The 16963-nt window shown below is 69.5% G+C and carries 12 protein-coding genes; 1 reads left to right on the top strand and 11 read right to left on the bottom strand.

What is annotated here, in order from left to right; translation table 11 throughout:
- Positions 1-90: 90 nt before the first annotated feature.
- The 11 genes from HHL15_RS12975 to HHL15_RS12925 form a co-directional block, all read right to left on the bottom strand.
- Positions 91-2892 (bottom strand): AAA family ATPase, encoded by a 2802-nt coding sequence (locus HHL15_RS12975; RefSeq protein WP_169146201.1) that lies wholly within the window; start codon positions 2890-2892, stop codon positions 91-93.
- On the bottom strand, positions 2892-3602 hold the full coding sequence (locus HHL15_RS12970) for a hypothetical protein (RefSeq protein WP_169146200.1): 711 nt from the start codon (positions 3600-3602) through the stop codon (positions 2892-2894). Before HHL15_RS12970 ends, HHL15_RS12975 begins: the two co-directional genes overlap by 1 nt.
- Positions 3602-4948: a hypothetical protein gene (locus HHL15_RS12965; RefSeq protein WP_169146199.1), complete on the bottom strand. Its 1347-nt coding sequence runs from the start codon at positions 4946-4948 to the stop codon at positions 3602-3604. Before HHL15_RS12965 ends, HHL15_RS12970 begins: the two co-directional genes overlap by 1 nt.
- A 22-nt stretch (positions 4949-4970) precedes the next feature.
- Positions 4971-6209, bottom strand: coding sequence for a hypothetical protein (locus HHL15_RS12960; RefSeq protein ID WP_169146198.1), 1239 nt, complete (start codon positions 6207-6209; stop codon positions 4971-4973).
- A 23-nt stretch (positions 6210-6232) separates the two neighbouring features.
- A protein-coding gene (gene prfB, locus HHL15_RS12955) for a peptide chain release factor 2 (protein ID WP_169146197.1) occupies positions 6233-7337 on the bottom strand; the annotation gives its coding sequence in 2 pieces (ribosomal slippage) (positions 6233-7255 and positions 7257-7337; 1104 coding nt in all).
- Between the two features lie 96 nt (positions 7338-7433).
- Complete coding sequence (locus HHL15_RS12950; protein ID WP_169146196.1) at positions 7434-8045, bottom strand: hypothetical protein; 612 nt, start codon at positions 8043-8045, stop codon at positions 7434-7436.
- Positions 8046-8065: 20 nt separating this feature from the next.
- Positions 8066-9334, bottom strand: a complete 1269-nt coding sequence (locus HHL15_RS26535; protein ID WP_169146195.1) for a pseudouridine synthase — start codon at positions 9332-9334, stop codon at positions 8066-8068.
- 10 nt (positions 9335-9344) lie between these two features.
- Positions 9345-10064: a pseudouridine synthase gene (locus tag HHL15_RS12940; protein WP_169146194.1), complete on the bottom strand. Its 720-nt coding sequence runs from the start codon at positions 10062-10064 to the stop codon at positions 9345-9347.
- A gap of 79 nt (positions 10065-10143) precedes the next feature.
- Complete coding sequence (gene mutL, locus HHL15_RS12935; protein WP_169146193.1) at positions 10144-12006, bottom strand: DNA mismatch repair endonuclease MutL; 1863 nt, start codon at positions 12004-12006, stop codon at positions 10144-10146.
- A gap of 52 nt (positions 12007-12058) precedes the next feature.
- Positions 12059-13900 (bottom strand): PAS domain-containing hybrid sensor histidine kinase/response regulator, encoded by a 1842-nt coding sequence (locus HHL15_RS12930; protein ID WP_169146192.1) that lies wholly within the window; start codon positions 13898-13900, stop codon positions 12059-12061.
- A gap of 34 nt (positions 13901-13934) precedes the next feature.
- A complete protein-coding gene (locus tag HHL15_RS12925) occupies positions 13935-14675 on the bottom strand; it encodes a 2'-5' RNA ligase family protein (protein ID WP_169146191.1) in 741 nt (246 codons plus the stop codon).
- A gap of 242 nt (positions 14676-14917) precedes the next feature.
- Here HHL15_RS12925 and HHL15_RS12920 point away from each other — a divergent pair, with 242 nt between their 5' ends.
- Positions 14918-16957 carry a TonB-dependent receptor gene (locus HHL15_RS12920; protein ID WP_169146190.1) on the top strand — a complete coding sequence of 680 codons (2040 nt, stop codon included), beginning with the start codon at positions 14918-14920 and terminating at the stop codon, positions 16955-16957.
- The last annotated feature ends 6 nt before the right edge of the window (positions 16958-16963 follow it).

The raw sequence follows: 16963 nt of genomic DNA, 5'->3' as shown, positions 1-16963 counted from the left end.
GGGCTGGGTTGGATGGACGTTATAACGTCTGCCCCCCGGGAATCTGAAGGCCGTTCCTGGCGGGCTGTGTGGACCATGAAGAGGATGGCATCACAGGGCGCGCTGGATCAGCCCGATCGGCGGTGCCCAGTCGTCGCCGGGCTTCTTCTTGCGGGTGACCAGGGTCAGCTGGGCCGGGGCGAAGACGTTGGCGTTGTGGGTCACAGGGGTGGTGATCAGGTATTGGGCGCGGGTGGCGCGCAGGAAGGTGCCGACCCGGTCGATGTTGGCGATGTCGAGGTGGGCGAAGGGCTCGTCGATGAACACGAAGCCGCCGGGGCGGGCTTCGTCCATCAGCAGGGCGATCAGCAGGATGAGGGATTTCATCACCTGCTGGCCGCCGGAGGCCTCGCCGTCGTTGAGGCCGACAGCGCCCTTGCGGTCGAAGTCGAAGCGCACTTCCAGGCCGGCGCCGGCCAGGGCGCGGTCGTCGTTTTCCAGGTGCGGCAGGGGGCAGTCCACGTCCACGTTGGCGAGCTCGCCGAGGGCATGCAGGTTCTTGCCGTACTGGCGGACCGTGGCGCGCAGCTTGGCGATGTAGGCGGCGCGGGCTTCGGTGGTGATGTGGCGGGCCGCATTGCAGTGGCGTTCGCGTTCGCGGTACTGGCTCTCCCGTTCGGCCACGTCGGCCCTGAGGCGGGAGGCGAGGGTCAGCACGGTGTCGTCGGTGACCCAGTCGCCGTCGCCGAGGCGGGTGCGCAGGCGTTCCAGTTCGGCGCGGGCGCCGCGGGCGTCGCCATATTTTTCGGCGAGGCGCGCGTTGTCGTGGGGGTCCCGCCAGGCGGCCGGCATGCCGCGGCGCAGCTTGCGCAGGCGCAGGATGCGGCGGGCCTGTTCGCCGCGGCGCGGGGCGGCCTCGGCGGCCAGTTGATTGACCCGCCCGGCGAGGGCGGCGATGTCGCGCTTGCGGCGGTCCAGTTCGATGTCGATGCCGCGCAGGCTCTGCTCGATGCGCTCCACGTCACCCTTGGCTTCGGCACGGGCGCCGATGGCTGCGGTCAGGCGGGCCCGGGCTGCGGGCAGCGCGGCTTCGGCGGCATCGAAGGCTTCGGCGCGGGCCGCCAGCAACTGGGCGGCCTCGATGCCGTGCAGGCGGGCACGCAGGGCGTCGGCTTCCTCCTTGGCGGCGTCGAGCTGTGGCCGGATCTCGCGCAGGCGGGCGTCGAGGCTGTGCATGTCGGCGTCGAGCTGCTTGAGGCGGGCGGTGCGGGCCAGTTCGCCGAAGTGGAATTCGGTGGGGCTGCCCAGGTGGCGGGCGCCGCGACGCTCCCGGTGGTAGCCGTCGCGGGTGATCCATTCGGTCTCGCGGGGCAGGCGGCGGGCGGCGTCGGCGTCGTCCACCCGCTGGATGCGGTTGAGCAGGTCGGCCAGCCAGCGGGGCACCGCGTCGGCGAAGCGGATGACCTCGGCCAGGGCGCCACGGGTGGCGGGTGGCGCGGTCTCCAGTTCGGGCACGATGAAGTGGCGGAAGCGTTCCTGCTCGCCCAGGCCCCAGGCGGCGTGGCGGTCCTGCTCGCGTTCCAGCAGCAGCACGTGGCGATAGGGGCGCAGCACGGCTTCAACGGCGCCCTGCCAGGCTGGGTCTGTGACCTCGATGATCTCGGCGAGGGCCCGGTGGGCGATGCCGGCTTCCTGCAGGCGCTTGCGGAAGCGATTGACTTCCGGGTCGCCCGGCGGGCCGCGGTGCTCGCGGGTGGCACGCAGCTGGGCGGTCTTGTCTTCGAAGGCGGCGATGGCCTCGCGCTCCTGGCGCTGCAGGTGGAGCAGGCGGGCGTCGGCCTTGGCGTGGGCGCTTTCCAGGTCCACCGCGGCGTCGCCGGCCTCGCGGGCCAGGCGGGCGCGCAGGGCGCTGCGCTCGGCCAGCAGCTTCTCTGCGTCGCGGACTTCGTCGTGGGCGGCGAGGTGTTGCCGTTCGGCTTCCAGGTCGCGGCTGCGGGCTGCCTTGCGCTCGGCCTCGGCGGCGGCCTTCTCGGCCTCGACGCCGGTGCTGCGGGCCTTGAGGGCGGCGAGTTCATCCTGGCCGCGCTGGAATTCGGCGCGGGCGCGGGCGATGTCGTCACGGGCCAGCACGATGTCGCGGGCCAGCTCGCCGGCTTCCAGGCGCGGCACGATCTCGGCGCCGAGGGCGCGGGCTTCGTCGTCCAGCTGTTTCCATTCGAGGAAGCGGTCGGCCTCCAGGCGCTTGGCTTCGGCCTGGGCGCGCAGGCGGTCCAGGTCGAGGCCGAGGGCGGCCAGTTCCTTCTCGGCGTTGTTCTGTTCTTCCCGGGCGGCGGCGTAGTTGTCGAGCACCTCCTTGTCGCCGAAGACGTCGAAGACCAGCTCGAGCAGGGCCTTGGGGGAGTATTCGCAGAGCTTGTCGGTGTCGCCCTGCTCGAGGGCCAGCACCTTGGCGATGGCCGGGGTCAGGCCGCCCCAGGCCAGGCGGCTCTGGTAGTCCCGGTAGCCGACCCATTCGACGACCTTGTCCTCGCGGGCCTCGAGGGCCTCGATGGAGACGTCACCGTCGGCGATGGCGTAGTCGCGGGTCCAGTCGCCGCCGGCGCGGCGGATGCGGCAGGCGAGGGTGACCTCGTCCTTGAGGCAGGGGAAGAAGGGGCGCTTGCCGGTGCTGCCGGGACGGTTGGCCACCACCGCGCGGATCCACGCAAAACTGCGGTTGGCGCGGCGCACGTAGCGGCGGAAGTCGCGCTTGCCGGAGCAGCGCAGGCCGAAGAGGGTGCGCAGGGCGTCGAGCAGGGTTGTTTTGCCGGAGCCGTTGGGGCCGACGATGGTGATGATCTGGGCGTCCAGGGGCAGGTTGAAGCGACGCCAGTAGTCCCAGTGGACCAGTTCGAGTTGCTTGATGTGGAACATCAGGATTCCTCCTGCTCGGAGTCGGCGTCGTCGGGCATGTCGTCGGCGGGCGTGAAGGCGTCCTGGCCGGGGGGCGGGTGGCCGGCCTGGGCCAGGACTTCGCCGAGGGTGCCGTAGATGATGCGGTCGGCCAGCAGGCGGTAGTCGAGCAGCACGTCAAGCAGCGGGCCTTCGTGGATCATGCCGCCGCGCCGCTCGATGAAGCCGAGCTGGGCCAGGCGCGACAGGAGCTTGCCCTGCACATAGGTCTTGTGGCCGAGCACCGGGGCGAAGTCGGCCAGCACGGAGGCTTCGGACAGCGCGCCGGAGACTTCTTCGCCATGGGCCAGCGGGGCGGCCTTGCCGAACATGTCTTCCTGGCCGTCGTCGCCGAGCTTCTGGCGGTTCACCTGGCGTTCCCGCTTGGGCAGGATGATCAGGGACCACAGCACCACCAGCAGGGCCAACTGGTCGCGGGTCAGGCCGATGTTGCTGGCAGCGTATTCGCGGCTGGCGCCGAACACCGGCTCGTGCATGTCGCCGGCCAGGGCCACCGCCACATGCTCGGCGTAGGGGTTGTCGATGAGCTGCAGGCCCACGGCGGCGAGGCGGGCGTCGAGGTCCACGCGGAAGCTCTCGTCCACCAGCGCGCGACGCACCAGCGGGTCGGTGCGCGGCAGGCTGCGGTTGGCCAGCAGGCGGGCGGTGAGGGTCCGGATCTGGTGTTCCATCAGGCTTCGTCAGGCAGGGTTTCGGTGGCGTCGAGCACGGGTACGGCCTCGGCGGCGGGCAGGCTGCCCCTGGCGCCGACCAGGCCGGTGGACATGGCGGCGATCTCGTCTTCGCCGACCTTTACGGTGGTGGCCTCGAAGAGCACGTCGAGGGGCAGGCGCATGAACTCGCCGATGGGGCCGTCGGCCGGGGTGGCGCCGCCTTCGCCGCCGCCATCGGCCAGCAGGGCCAGCAGCGACAGGCGGTAGGAGGCCGCCGGAAAGCCGCCGCCGGCCACCATGCGGGCGAGGCTGGCGGGCTCGCTGCCGTCTTTGGCGAGGCGGGCCAGGCGCTGGCTGAAGTGCTGCAGCAGGCGCAGGTCTTCCTGCTCGGGTTGATTACGGCTGGGGGCTTCCTCGGCGGGGGGAAGGGCGATGTCGGCCTCGATCTGGCGGGCCTCGTCGGAGAGGGCCAGCTCGGCCCGGTCGAGGAGCTCGTGGCCGCCAGCCAGCAGGGTCAGCTCCGGTGCCGGCAACAGGCCGCCATCGGCGGCCAGGGCGGCCAGGGCGCGGGCATCCAGGCGGCGCAGCCAGCCTGCCACGTCGCTGGACGAGATGCCGGAGCCGCCCAGGGTGACCCGCTGGGCTTCGATCTTGTTCAGGGCCCGCTGGAAGGCCGCGTCCACCCGCGCCAGGCGCGACTGGGCCAGGCCGATGCGCTGGGCCACCCGGGCGAGGTCGAAGGGGACCTCAGGGTCTGCCAGCAGCTGGTGCAGCACCTCGGTGCCGCGCTCGATCCAGCGGGTGTTGGCGGAGAGCTTGCGGCGGGCGTCGGCGATGCGGAATTCCGAGCCGGAGGCGATGGCCTCCTCGAAGTGCCAGGCCAGGTCGTTGAGCTTGCCGAGCAGGTGGCCGAGGGCTTCCGGGGTGACGCTGCCGACAGCCTGCAGGCCGGCCAGCTGGGCGGTGAGGAAGCCCAGCTCCAGGTCGTCCTCGGCGCTGAAGCTGACCAGCATGCCGACCGCCGCCACCGCGTTGCGGCCCAGGTCGGAGAGGGCGTAGTGGCTGTCTTCGCCGATGTCGAGCAGGCCGTTGCCGCGCAGGCGGCGCAGCACGGTCTCGAGCTTGACGGTGTCGAGGAAGGCGAAGCGCTGGCGCAGCTGCTCGGGGCTCCAGCGCGGCGATTCGGATTCACGGCCGATCTCGCGCAGTACCAGCAGGCGCATCAGGACTTCGGCCTCGCTGCCATGGAAGAGGGTGCTGAAGGCCGACAGCAGGGCGCGCGCGGCCAGCAGCGGGGCCAGTTCAGGCACGTCGTCGGCGGCGACGCCGGGGGCCAGCAGTTCTTCCAGGCGGACTTCGGACATGGCGGGAGGCTTGGCGGACCAATCAGCGGAACAAGGCGAGGGCCGCGATGCGCCGGTCGATCTCGTCGCTCAGGCGGGTGTAGGCCGGGCCACCCACACCGCCGAAGCGGCGCTGGAATTCGGCGTTCTGCATGGATTCGGGCAGGCCGTGGATGGGTGGCAGCAGGGCGCTGTCGCTGAGCCCGGCGGCCACCGCCGCGGCGAGGCGCTCGGGGTCGCGGGCCGCCAGCTCGCCGAGGCGGGTGCCGGCCTTGTCGGCGGCCAGGTCGACAAAGGAAAAGCCGCTGCCGCCGCGGGAGTCGTCCACTTCCTTGCCGATCCCGATGGCCTGGGCAAGGGGCTCGCCAGCCCACGCGGCGAGGGCCGCCGAGACCAGGAAGTGCTGGGCCAGGTCTTCGCGGCCCCGCAGGATCAGGGTGGTGGGGCGCGGCTGGGGCCATTCCCGGGCTTCGGGAATCAGCTGGGCGATGTTGCGGCCCGATACATGGAAGGCGGCGACGAGCAGGATGTTCCGGTAGGCCTGGCCGAGGGCCTCTCCACCGGTCTGGCCGGGGTCCTGCAGCAGGGGGGCGAGGAGTTCGGCCAACGGGGTCCGGGGGCGCGCGGGCAGGCTGTCCATGCGCGCCACCAGGCGCAGGTGGGCCCGTGCCAGGCCGGCCTTTTCGTCGTGGGTGAGGGCGTGGGCGCGGGCAGAGTCCAGGAGCTCGGGCTGCCAGGTGTAGCGGAGCCGCAGCTCGCCCGGGGTGATCGCCACCTGGTCGATGGTCTTGCCCAGCAACGCCAGGTCGGGGGCCAGCTGGGAGTGGCGTGCGCCATACAGGAGGGCGGCACGGAACAGGGCGCCGGGAACGGGGATCGAGCCGATCCGGACCTTCTGGAACTCCACGCCGTCGGCGCCCACAACGACCCGGGCCCACAGGTTGAGGTAGCGGCCCAGCGGGCTGGGAGGTACGGCGGTGGTGTAGCGCAGATCGGCAATGCCGTCCTCGAGGACGACCGTTGACCGGCCACGGCGGGCGGCGAGCCGGACCAGGGTCTCCACGTCGCGGGCGGCGATGCGGGCTTCCCGCCGTTCGTCCCGCACCAGGCGACGCGGGTCGTTGCGCCGGATCAGGTCCTTGGCGCGGCTGAGGTCTTCGGCCGACAAGGGCGCGTCACCGGTCACCAGCGGCTCGTCCTGGACGGCCCGGAAGGCCAGCAGGGTGACTGCCGCCAGCAGGAGCATGAGGCCGGCCAGCAGGCCGGCGAAAAGACGCTTCATGACTGCTCCCGCGGCGACAGGTGTCAGACGCCCTGCTTCAGGCTGGCCTGGATGAAGCCGTCCAGGTCGCCGTCGAGAACGGCCTGGGTGTTACCGACTTCGTAGCTGGTGCGCAGGTCCTTGATGCGCGACTGGTCGAGCACGTAGGAGCGGATCTGGTGGCCCCAGCCGATGTCGCTCTTGGCGTCCTCGAGCTTCTGCTGCTCGCTCTGGCGCTTGCGCAGTTCGGCTTCGTAGAGGCGGGCGCGCAGCATCGACCAGGCTTCGTCCTTGTTGCGGTGCTGGGAGCGGTCGTTCTGGCACTGCACGACGATGCCCGTGGGGACGTGGGTCAGACGCACCGCGGAGTCGGTCTTGTTGATGTGCTGGCCGCCCGCGCCGGAAGCCCGGTAGGTGTCGGTGCGTACGTCGGAGGGGTTGATGTCGATCTCGATCGAGTCGTCCACCTCGGGGAACACGAACACCGAGCAGAAGCTGGTGTGACGGCGCGCGTTGGAGTCGAAGGGGCTCTTGCGGACGAGGCGGTGGATGCCGGTCTCGGTGCGCAGGAAGCCGTAGGCGTACTCGCCGCCGACCTTGATGGTGGCGCTCTTGATGCCGGCCACTTCACCTTCGGACTCTTCGAGCAGCTCGACGTTGAAGCCCTTGCGTTCGCAGTAGCGCAGGTACATGCGCTCGAGCATGCCAGCCCAGTCCTGGGCCTCGGTGCCGCCGGCGCCGGACTGGATTTCGATGAAGCAGGCGTTGCCGTCCATCGGGTTGTTGAACATGCGGCGGAATTCGAGTGCGCCGACACGGGCTTCGAGGGAAGCCACGTCGCCCTCGACGGCCTGCATGGTGTCCTCGTCCTCTTCCATGGAGGCGAGTTCGAAGAGGTCCTTGCCGTCGGCGAGGCCTTGTTCGATCTCCTGCAGGGTCACCACGATGCCTTCGAGGGTCTTTTTTTCCTTGCCGAGCTCCTGGGCGTACGCGGCGTCGTTCCAGATGGCCGGGTCTTCGAGTTGCTTGCTGACTTCGATCAGCTTTTCTGCCTTGGTATCGTAGTCAAAGATACCTCCGAAGTTCGAGCTCCCGGGACTTCAGGTCGGCGAGCTTGTTGGAGATGGCGTTGAGGCGTTCTGCTTCCATGATCGTGCCCTGCATGTTCGGGAAAACCGCGCATTATACCTTCAGACGCGGTTTCCGGCGGATTGCAGGGGCTGTCGCTTGCGCGGTGGGAAGCGATCAGTCGCCCGCCGAACCGGCGCCGGTTCCGCCGCTGGCAGCCTTGCCCTTGCAGGCCTGGAAGCGCTGCCGGCAGCGGTTGGCGCACAGGAACTCGGCGTTGTAGTCGCCCTGGGGGCAGGCGACCAGGCAGCGGGTGTTGGCGTTGAGGCAGGCGGTCAGCGGGTTGAGCAGCGCGGCTCCCTGATGCGGGCTGCCTCCGGCCTTGCGGTCGAGCCGGAAGTTGCCGGTGCTGCCCTGGGTGCTTGAGCTCAGCGTGTATTTGCCTTCGAAGATCCTGGTCTGGCAGCTTCCCGACATGCGCAGGGTGGTGCCCGGGGTCAGCTGCACCCGCAGGTTGCAGTTTCCGCCGTTGTAGTCGCCGGCCGATACAGGGCCTGCTCCGGCCAGGGGCTGTTCGGTGCGCACCCGGCCTGTCAGTACGCCCTGGGCATCTCGCAGCTCGACGCTGATCGGGATGCTGAGCTCACCCGAGTCCGACACCAGGTTGCCCTCGTAGCGTCCGTCGAAGGTCGACGATTGGGCTCCTGCGGGCAGGGACTCCAGGGCGGCCAGCCCGATCAGTGCGGTGCTGGCCAGGCGGCGCAGGCTGTGGTGCGCGGTGAGGGGCATTGGGGGGATCCGGTTCGGGGTCAGAAGGACTCGTTGGGCCCCAGGTAGCGCCACTGGCCTGGCGGCAGGTGGCCCAGCATCACGCGGCCGATGCGGACCCGCTTGAGGCCGACCACTTTGAGGCCGACCAGCTCGCACATGCGGCGGATCTGGCGCTTCTTGCCTTCCCGCAGCACGAAGCGCAGCTGGTCTTCGTTGAGCCAGCTGACCTTGGCTGGGCGCAGGGCCGCGCCGTCGAGGGACAGGCCGTGGTTGAGCAGCTTGAGCCCGGCCTCATCGAGGCGGCCTTCCACGCGGACGTGGTATTCCTTCTCGATACTGGAGTCGTCGCCGATCAGGGCGCGGGCGACCCGACCGTCCTGGGTGAACACCAGCAGGCCGATGGAGTCGATGTCGAGGCGGCCGGCAGGGGCGAGGCCCCGGTGGTGGGTGTTCAGGTAACGGGTTTCGGACGGGTCCTCGGCCCAGCGGTTGTCGGCGGTGATCAGCACGCTGGCAGGCTCGTAGCCGTCCTCGGCCTGGCCGGAGACGTAGCCGACGGGCTTGTTGAGGAGGATCGTGACGCGCCGTTCCTGGGCGGTCTGGCCGCGACGGTCGAGCTCGACCTCCTGGCCCGGCTTGACCCGCGAGCCGAGTTCGCTGACGACCCGGCCGTCCACCCGGACCCAGCCCTTTTCGATGTATTCGTCGGCTTCCCGGCGGGAGCACAGGCCCAGTTCGGTCATGCGCTTGGAGAGGCGGATCGAGCCGTCGGCAGCCAGTGGTGACGGTGCCTGGGCAGGGCGGGGCTCGCCGTTGCCGCTGCGGCGCTCGTGGCGTGGGGGGGCGTCGCCGGCAGGGCGACGCGGGCGGTCCTGGGGGGCACCCTCTGCGGCGGGGCGGCGCGGGCGGTCGGAAGCGTAGCCTTCGCCAGCGGGGCGACGCGGGCGGTCCTGGGCCGTGCCCTCGGCGGCGGGGCGGCGGGGACGGTCCTGCTGTGAGGACGGGCGTTCGCGCCAGTCGGTCTGGCGCGTGGCGTCGCGGCGCGGGTCATCACGACGCGGTTCGTCGCGGCGGGGCGCATCGCCGCGCGGCTCCCTTGGTTCCCGCGGTGTGGTGGAGCGTTCCTGGCGGGGATCGGCCTGGGCCTGATCCGGGTGCGAGGCCTTGCCGCGGCTGCGGCCGGACGCAGCCTTGCGGCGGTCGGGCACGACGGGTGCGGCAGCGGGCGCTGCATCGGCGCGGGGTTTGATCTTGAGGGTGCCTTCTCGGGTCGGCAGGGGCGGGCGGCGGCGGGGCGTATCAGTCATGTCGGCCCTTTCAGGCGGCGGGATGCAGTTGTCGGAGGTCGGCCTCTTCGAGGTAGACCCATTCGCCTTCGGCCACGCCGGCCAGGGGGCCTTCGCCCAGCGTGAGCCCGCCGAAGCCGCTGCGGTGCAGCGCGACCACGTGGTTGCCGGCAGCGGCGATCATGCGCTTGACCACGTGGTACTTGCCCAGGTCGATGGACAGCTCGAGGCTGCGCGGCGCCAGCAGCTGTGCCGTGAGGGCACGCACCGGCAGGGCCTCGTCGATCAGGTCGACGCCGGCCAGAAGCTGCTGCAGGAGGGCCTCGCTGCCGTCCTCGGCCAGTTCGGCCCGGTAGGTCTTGGGAACATGCTTCTTGGGGGACGACAGGTTGTGGATGAAGGCGCCGTCGTCGGAAAAGAGCAGCAGGCCGGTGGTGTCCACGTCCAAGCGCCCGACGCTCTGCACGTTGCGCACCACCAGGGGGTGGGGCAGCAGGGAGTACACGCTGCGGTGGTGCTTGGGCTCGTGGGAGCATTCGAAGCCGGCCGGCTTGTGGAGGGCGACGTAGGTCTTTTCCCGGTAGGTCCAGGTTTCACCCTCGATGTCGAGGACGAGGCCGGCCGTGGCGATGTCGGCGCCGGGGTTGTCGACTACTTCGCCGCCGATGCGGACTTCACCGAGTTCGATCAGCTGGCGGCACTGGCGCCGGCTGCCGAAGCCCTGGTTCTGGAGGATGCGTTCGAGTTTCACGGAATGCGGGTTCTGGCGATTGCTGGAATAACCCGCCATTGTCGTCCTTCGCAGGAGGTCGGGCAACTCCGCAGGGGGGTCAGCGGCCGCGCAGGAACAACTTGTCGAGGTCGGCCATGCTCAGGGCGGTCCAGGTGGGGCGGCCATGGTTGCACTGGTCGGCGCGCTCGGTGGCTTCCATTTCGCGCAGCAGGGCGTTCATTTCGGGCAGGGTCAGGCTGCGGTTGGCACGCACCGCACCGTGGCAGGCCATGGTGGCGAGCAGCTCGTTGCGCCTGGCGGTGATGACCTCGGTGGCCGGGTAATCGCGCAGTTCGGAAAGCAGGGCGCGTACCAGTTCGGCCACCGGGGCGGAGGCCAGCAGGGCCGGCACGCTGCGTACCGCCAGTTCCTGCGGGCCGGCCGGGCCGATCTCGAAGCCCATCCGTTCGAGCAGTTCGGCGTGCTCCTCGGCGCTGGCCATGTCCTTGCTGCCGACGCCGAACACCGCGGGGATGAGCAGGCGCTGCACCCCGGGGCTGCCGTCGAGGAGGGTCTTGAGGCGCTCGTAGAGGATGCGCTCGTGGGCTGCGTGCATGTCCACCAGGATCAGCCCGCCCTCGTTCTGAGCCAGGATGTACACCCCGTGGAGCTGGGCCAGGGCGTAGCCGAGGGGCGGGGCGAGGTCGCCGGCGGGCAGGGTGGGGGCCGGCATCGGTGACGTGCCGGCAGAGGTGCTGCGGAGCGGGAAGGCGGTGGCGGAGAATCCGGTGGTCGCAGCTCCGGCGGTGGACGGGCCGCTTCCGGCCGGCTCGGGGCGGGCCGAGGCCGCAAATTCGAAGTAGGCCCGGGAGGCCGGCTCCATGGCCAGGCGGGTCTGGTAGGGCTGGGGGGCGTGGGTGTAGCCGGTGGTGGCGGCCGGGCTTGCCGGGCGCGCCTCGTCATCCACGGCAGGGCTGCCGCTTCCCAACGCGCTGCCGGCACCGGCACCCGAGGTGGCGAGGGTCCGGTTGAGGGCGTGGTACACGAACTGGTGCACCGCCCGGGAGTCGCGGAAGCGCACTTCGATCTTGGCCGGATGCACGTTCACGTCCACGCCGAAGGGGTCCAGCTCGAGGAACAGGACGTAGGCCGGGTGGCGGCTGCCGTGCAGGATGTCGGCGTAAGCCTCGCGGATGGCGTGGGTGACCAGCTTGTCGCGCACGAAGCGCCCGTTCACGTAGAAGAACTGGGCGTCCCGGCTGCTGCGGGAATAGGCCGGCAGGGAGGCGAAGCCGTGCACGCGGAGCAGGCCGGACTCGGCCTCCACGGAGCGGGCGGCGGCCAGGAAGTCGTCGCCGAGCAGGGCCCGCACGCGGGCTTCGCGGGTGCCGGCGGGCAGGCGCTGGCTGACCCGGCCGTTGTGGCTGAGCTGCAGGGCCACGTCCGGGCGGGCCAGGGCGACGCGGCGGAAGACGTCGTCGCAGTGGGCGAACTCGGTGCCTTCGCTCTTCAGGAACTTGCGCCGGGCGGGGGTGTTGAAATACAGGTCGGCCACGTCGATCACGGTGCCGTGGTTGAGCGCCGCCGGCGCGAGTTCGCGCGGGTCGGCATCGATGCGCCAAGCGTGGGGGGCGCCGTCGGCGCGGCTGGTGATGCTCATCCGCGAGACGGCGGCGATGGCGGCCAGGGCTTCGCCGCGGAAGCCCATGGTGCCGACCCGTTCGAGGTCGTCGAGGCTGGCGATCTTGCTGGTGGCGTGGCGCTCCAGGGCCAGGGGCAGCTCGTCCTTCGGGATGCCGCAGCCATCGTCGGCGACCCGGATGCGCCGTACGCCGCCTTGCTCGAGCTGCACGTCCACCACCGTGGAGCCAGCATCCATGGCGTTCTCCAGGACCTCCTTGAGCACCGACGCGGGGCGTTCGACGACCTCGCCGGCGGCGATCTGGTTGATCAGGTGGTCGGGCAGCAGGTGGATGGGCATGGCGTGGTCCTGGTCGGCAGGGCGCGCATTGTACTGCCCGGCGGGATCGGCTTCAGCTTTTGCGGGATAGCCAGCGCAGGATGACGGCGTAGAACTGCTCCGGCTCGAAAGGCTTGGAAAGGAAATCGTTCATGCCGGCGTCCTGGCAGCGCAGGCGGTCCTCGGCAAAGGCGTTGGCGGTCAGCGCGACGATGGGGATCTGCTGCCCTTCAGGCAGGGCCCGGATCGCCCGGGTGGCGGCGAGGCCGTCCATGCGCGGCATCTGCATGTCCATCAGGATCAGGTCGAAGTGATGGTCCCGGAGCAGTTCCAGGGCAGCCTGGCCGTCTTCGGCGAGGTGCACGGCGAGGCCGGCATCCTCCAGGACCAGCTTGCCGATCTCGCGGTTCACCGGCTCGTCCTCGACCAGCAGGACATGGCGCCCGGCGTGCTCGCGCTGCAGCACCAGGATGGCCTGGCCGGGGGCCGGCGGGGTGTCGTTGTCAGTGCTCTGCACCGACTTGCGCAGCCGCACGCTCAGCCAGAAGGTGCTGCCGATGCCGGGCTGGCTGCGTGCCCCGGCGTCGCCGCCCATGAGTTGCGAGAGTTTGCGGGACAGGGCCAGGCCGAGGCCGGTACCGCCATATTTGCGGGAGATGCTGTTGTCGGCCTGCTCGAAGGCGCTGAACAGGCGGGCCAGGGCTTCGGGTGCGATCCCGATGCCAGTGTCTTCGACCTCGAAGCGCAGCATGGCGTCCTGGTCGGACTGTTCGACCACGCGGGCACTGATATGCACGCTGCCTTTCTCGGTGAACTTGATGCCATTGACAGCGAAATTCAGCAGCGCTTGGCGGATCCGGGTGGGGTCGCCGAGCAGGTTGTGTGGCATCGGCCCGCACTCGGTGGTCAGGGCGAGGCCCTTGCTGCGCGCCCGGTCGTGGATCAGAGAGGCGACGTCGGCCAGCAGGGCCTCCACGTGCACGGGGGCTTCGTCGATGAAGAACTTGCCGGCCTCGATCTTGGACAGGTCGAGGATCGCATTGATGACCCCCAGCAGGTGCTTGCCGGCCATGTCCAGCTTGTTGAGGCGCTCGTGCTGTTCGGGGGGAAGGCCGGCCTGGCGGATCAGGTGAGTCAGGCCGGCAATGGCGCCCAGCGGCGTGCGGATCTCGTGGGACATGTTGGCCAGGAAGGCGCTCTTGGCAATGTTTGCTGCCTCGGCGGATTCCTTGGCGGCACCGAGTTCAGCGGTGCGCTGGGCCACCAGACTTTCGAGGCGGGCCCGATGGCGGGCCAGTTCGTCCTGAACCTGCTTGCTTTCGGTGATGTCCCGGGAAATTCCGAAGGTGCCGAGGACCGTGCCGTCCTCGTTCAGGAGGGGACCCTTGGTGGCGAGGAAGATGCGCGGGCCGCTGCTGGTGTCCACGGCCTCCTCGTGGGTGCTGGTGATCCTTTCAGCGACGATGCGCGCGTTGATGGCGAGGAGCATTTCCGCCTGCTCCGGCGGAAAGAGGGCCCGGTCGTCCTTGCCGATGACTTCGCGGGGCGGCTTGCCAATGAAGCGGCTGGCGGCCCGGTTGAGGACCAGGTAACGGCCTTGCCGGTCTTTCGCGAAGATGGCGTCTTCGGAGGCGTTGGTCACCGTTTCGAGGAGGTTCAGCGCATTCACGCGCTCGGTGAGGGCGCGAGTGTGGCGTTCCCAGGCGCGGCGCTGCATGCCGTAAAGCAGCAGCGAGGTGACGGCCACGAAGAACAGGCCCTTGAGGATGCTGATCAGCGCCGTATCGGATTCGAGACCGGCCAGGAAGAGGAGCCTGTCCGACAGGATGATCCAGGCCCCTGCCGCCAGCGCATACACCAGCACGATGCGGAGGATCGCGCGGTGGGGGGCGGTCAGGCTGCGCGGGTGAGGCATTGGCACGGCACTCGGAGGACGGGACTCATTCACTCTAGTGGATAGTGCTTCCGTCCGAATGTGAATGAATTCCGGTGGCGGCGGTGGACGCCGCCTGGAGTTGGAGATGGAGCGGGTCGTCGCGCCATACCAGCACCTGGCTGGCGAGGTCGTAATCGGCCAGATGAGCCAGGGGGCCTCCGATTTCCGCGGAAGCGTAGCTCATCAGGCTGATCCGGTCGACCGGGCACAGCACGGGTCGAGCCGCATGCGCATCCAGCCGGGCCTGGACCTTCGGAGTGGAGTAGCGCCCGTTGTAGAGGCCCACCGTGACGTGGGGTACGTAGGGGCTGCCGGTCGGGTGCGTCGTAGCGGACAAGGCATCGCGAAGCACGCCGAGTCCACCTTCCAGGTCCTGGACGGCCAGAAAGGGGGCAGATGAAAAGCTGGCGAGATGGCCGATCTGCAGCATGAAGGGGGCACAGGCTGCGGCCCGCAAGGCCTTGAGCTGGGCCAGCAGCGCCGTGGGCCCGAAGTCATCGTCCTGCCGGGGTTCGTCGGTGGGAAACCCGCACAGGGCGAGGGTGAGGTGTGGCTGGCGGACGTAGCCCGCGAGAAGCAGGTCCTGCAGGTGGTGGGTGGCACGGGCCACCTGCTCGCGAACAGCGGGTTGGTCGGCGTCGATGGCCCAAAGCAGATACCGGGGACGCCCCCTGTGCCATTCGGGGAAGTCCCGGCGAACGTTCTCGAGAGTATGGCCGGCAGCCAGGAAATCGGCACGGGCAAGGTCGAACACGGAGGCCATACGCTTGAATGGGAGGGGGGCTGGAGAGGCGCTATCGTAAATCAAGCGGCCTGTTCCCGCCCTGCTTATCGCCTGAGTATGAGCTTTGCCCAGCTTTGTGAGTGACTACCGTCTGGAGCCCTGCCCGGCTGCGACATGGTGTCGCAGAGGCCCCGATTCTGGCCTGGATCAAGTTTCCGCACGGCCGGGGCTTGTTAGAGTCCGCACCCGTTGCCGACTCTCCAGGAAAAACGATGTCCGTCCTCCGCCCCATCCCCCTCGCGCTTGCCGTGGCCCTCGCTGGCGGCTTGTTTTCCGCATCCGGTGCCATGGCCGCCGACGCCGCGCCGGGCGACAGCCCCGTGCTGACCCTCGGCCAGGTGGTTGTCAGCGGCAGCGCCGGCGGCCCCCTGGAGGCGAAGCGTCTGCTGACCTCGGTGGATGTGCTGCCGACCGAGCGCATCGAGAGCCAGGTGGTGAGCAACAACTGGGAGCTCTTCGGCCAGGTGCCCGGAGTGATGCTGACCCAGTTCGGCCAGGGCACCACCTCGGGCAAGTTTTCCCTGCGGGCCTTCAACGGCGAAGGCGAGATCAATGCGGTCAAGCTGCTGATCGACGGCGTGCCGTCCAACAGCAACGACGGCAACATGCCTTACATTGATCTGGCGCCGCGCCTGGATATCGAATCCATCGAAGTGGTGCGGGGCACCAACGATCCGCGTTATGGGCTGCACAACATCGCCGGCAACGCCAACATCTCGACCAAGAGCGGCGGCAACTACCTGCTGGGCCGGGCCACCGTGGGCAGTTTTGCCACCCGTGAGCTGCAGGCGGCCGCCGGCATCGAGAAGGACGGGTTGGCCCAGAACTATGCCGTCTCCCTGAACCGGACCGACGGCTACCGGGACCATGCCAATGCCGAGAGCGGCAGCTTCTCGGGCAAGTGGTTCGTCACCCCGGCCGGCGGAAACTCCCGCTTCGGCCTGATCGCCCGGCACTACACGGCCACTGCCGACGAGGCGGGCTATTTGACCCAGGCTCAGGTCAAGGCCAATCCGGACCAGTCGCCGGCCCACAATGCTACGGACGAGGACCGCCGCCAGGTGAGCCAGTTTGCCCTGCAGGGCGAGTCGGAACTGGGCGAGCGCCTGTTCTGGACGGGCCAGGTCTATTTGAACAACCTGGACGACCGGCGTTTCGTGAAGTTCTCGGCCGGGGCGGCCCAGCAGGAACGCATCGTCGCCGAAACCCACACCGGCGCCTCCACCACCCTGACCTGGCGCGCCGGCAAGACACTTTTCGGTGACCTCGCCGTGATGGGCGGCGTGGATGCCGAGCATCAGGACAACCGCAGCCAGCGCTTTACCACCGTGGCCCAGGTGCGCCAGAGCCAGACCCGCAACCAGCAGTTCGACTTCAACACCGCCGGGGCCTTTGTGCAGGCCGTGGTGAAACCCCTGCCGGGCCTGACCCTGACGCCCGCCTTCCGCATCGACCGGGTGGACGGCAGCTATACCAACCAACTCAATGGTCGGACCTACGACGTCAACGACTACGGCAACATCAAGCAGCCCAAGCTGTCGGCAGTGTATGCACCGTCGGAGGCGTGGTCGGTGTATGGCAACTGGGGGCGCAGCTTCCAGGTGGGGGTGGGTACGGCCTCCTACAAGGTGAATCAGAACGCCAGCCTGGCACCCTCGATCAACGAGGGACTGGAGGCCGGCCTCAAGTTCCGGCCCCTGGCCTGGCTCGACGGGCGCGTCGCCGTGTGGCGCCAGACAGCGTCCAACGAAGCCCGCCGCAAGCTCAACGACCCGGCCAACGACGCCGAGAACATCGGCCAGACCCGTCGCCAGGGCATCGACCTGCAGATCAACGCGCGGCCCACCGCGAGCCTCGGCCTGTGGGCGTCCACGGCCATCCAGCGCTCTAAGATCCTGCAGGCGGATTCGTCTTCGCCGGCCAGCCTGGGCAAGGAAATCGACCACGTGCCGCAGCTGCTCTACGCCGCCGGCTCCGACTACCAGGCCAGCGAGGCCCTGCGTCTGTCGGCCTGGCTCAACGGCCAGACCAGCTATTACCTGGAGCGCACCAACGCCACCGGCAAGTTCGGCGGCTACACCCATGTCAACCTGTCCGGCGCCTACCGCCTGAGCCCGGCGCTGAGCGTCGAACTGACGCTGCGCAACCTGTTCGACCGCTACAGCGAGTACGTGTGGTGGGACGGGGCCCAGAGCCTGCACGCACCGGGCGCCCCGCGCAGCGTGTATGGCACGCTGGCCGTGAAGTTCTGAGCCCGG

Origin of the sequence: Zoogloea dura (assembly GCF_012927165.1) — a bacterium.
Taxonomy (GTDB): Bacteria; Pseudomonadota; Gammaproteobacteria; order Burkholderiales; family Rhodocyclaceae; genus Zoogloea; species Zoogloea dura.
Note: the sequence above shows the minus strand (reverse complement) of the source record. Positions and strands in the feature narration are given on the sequence as shown.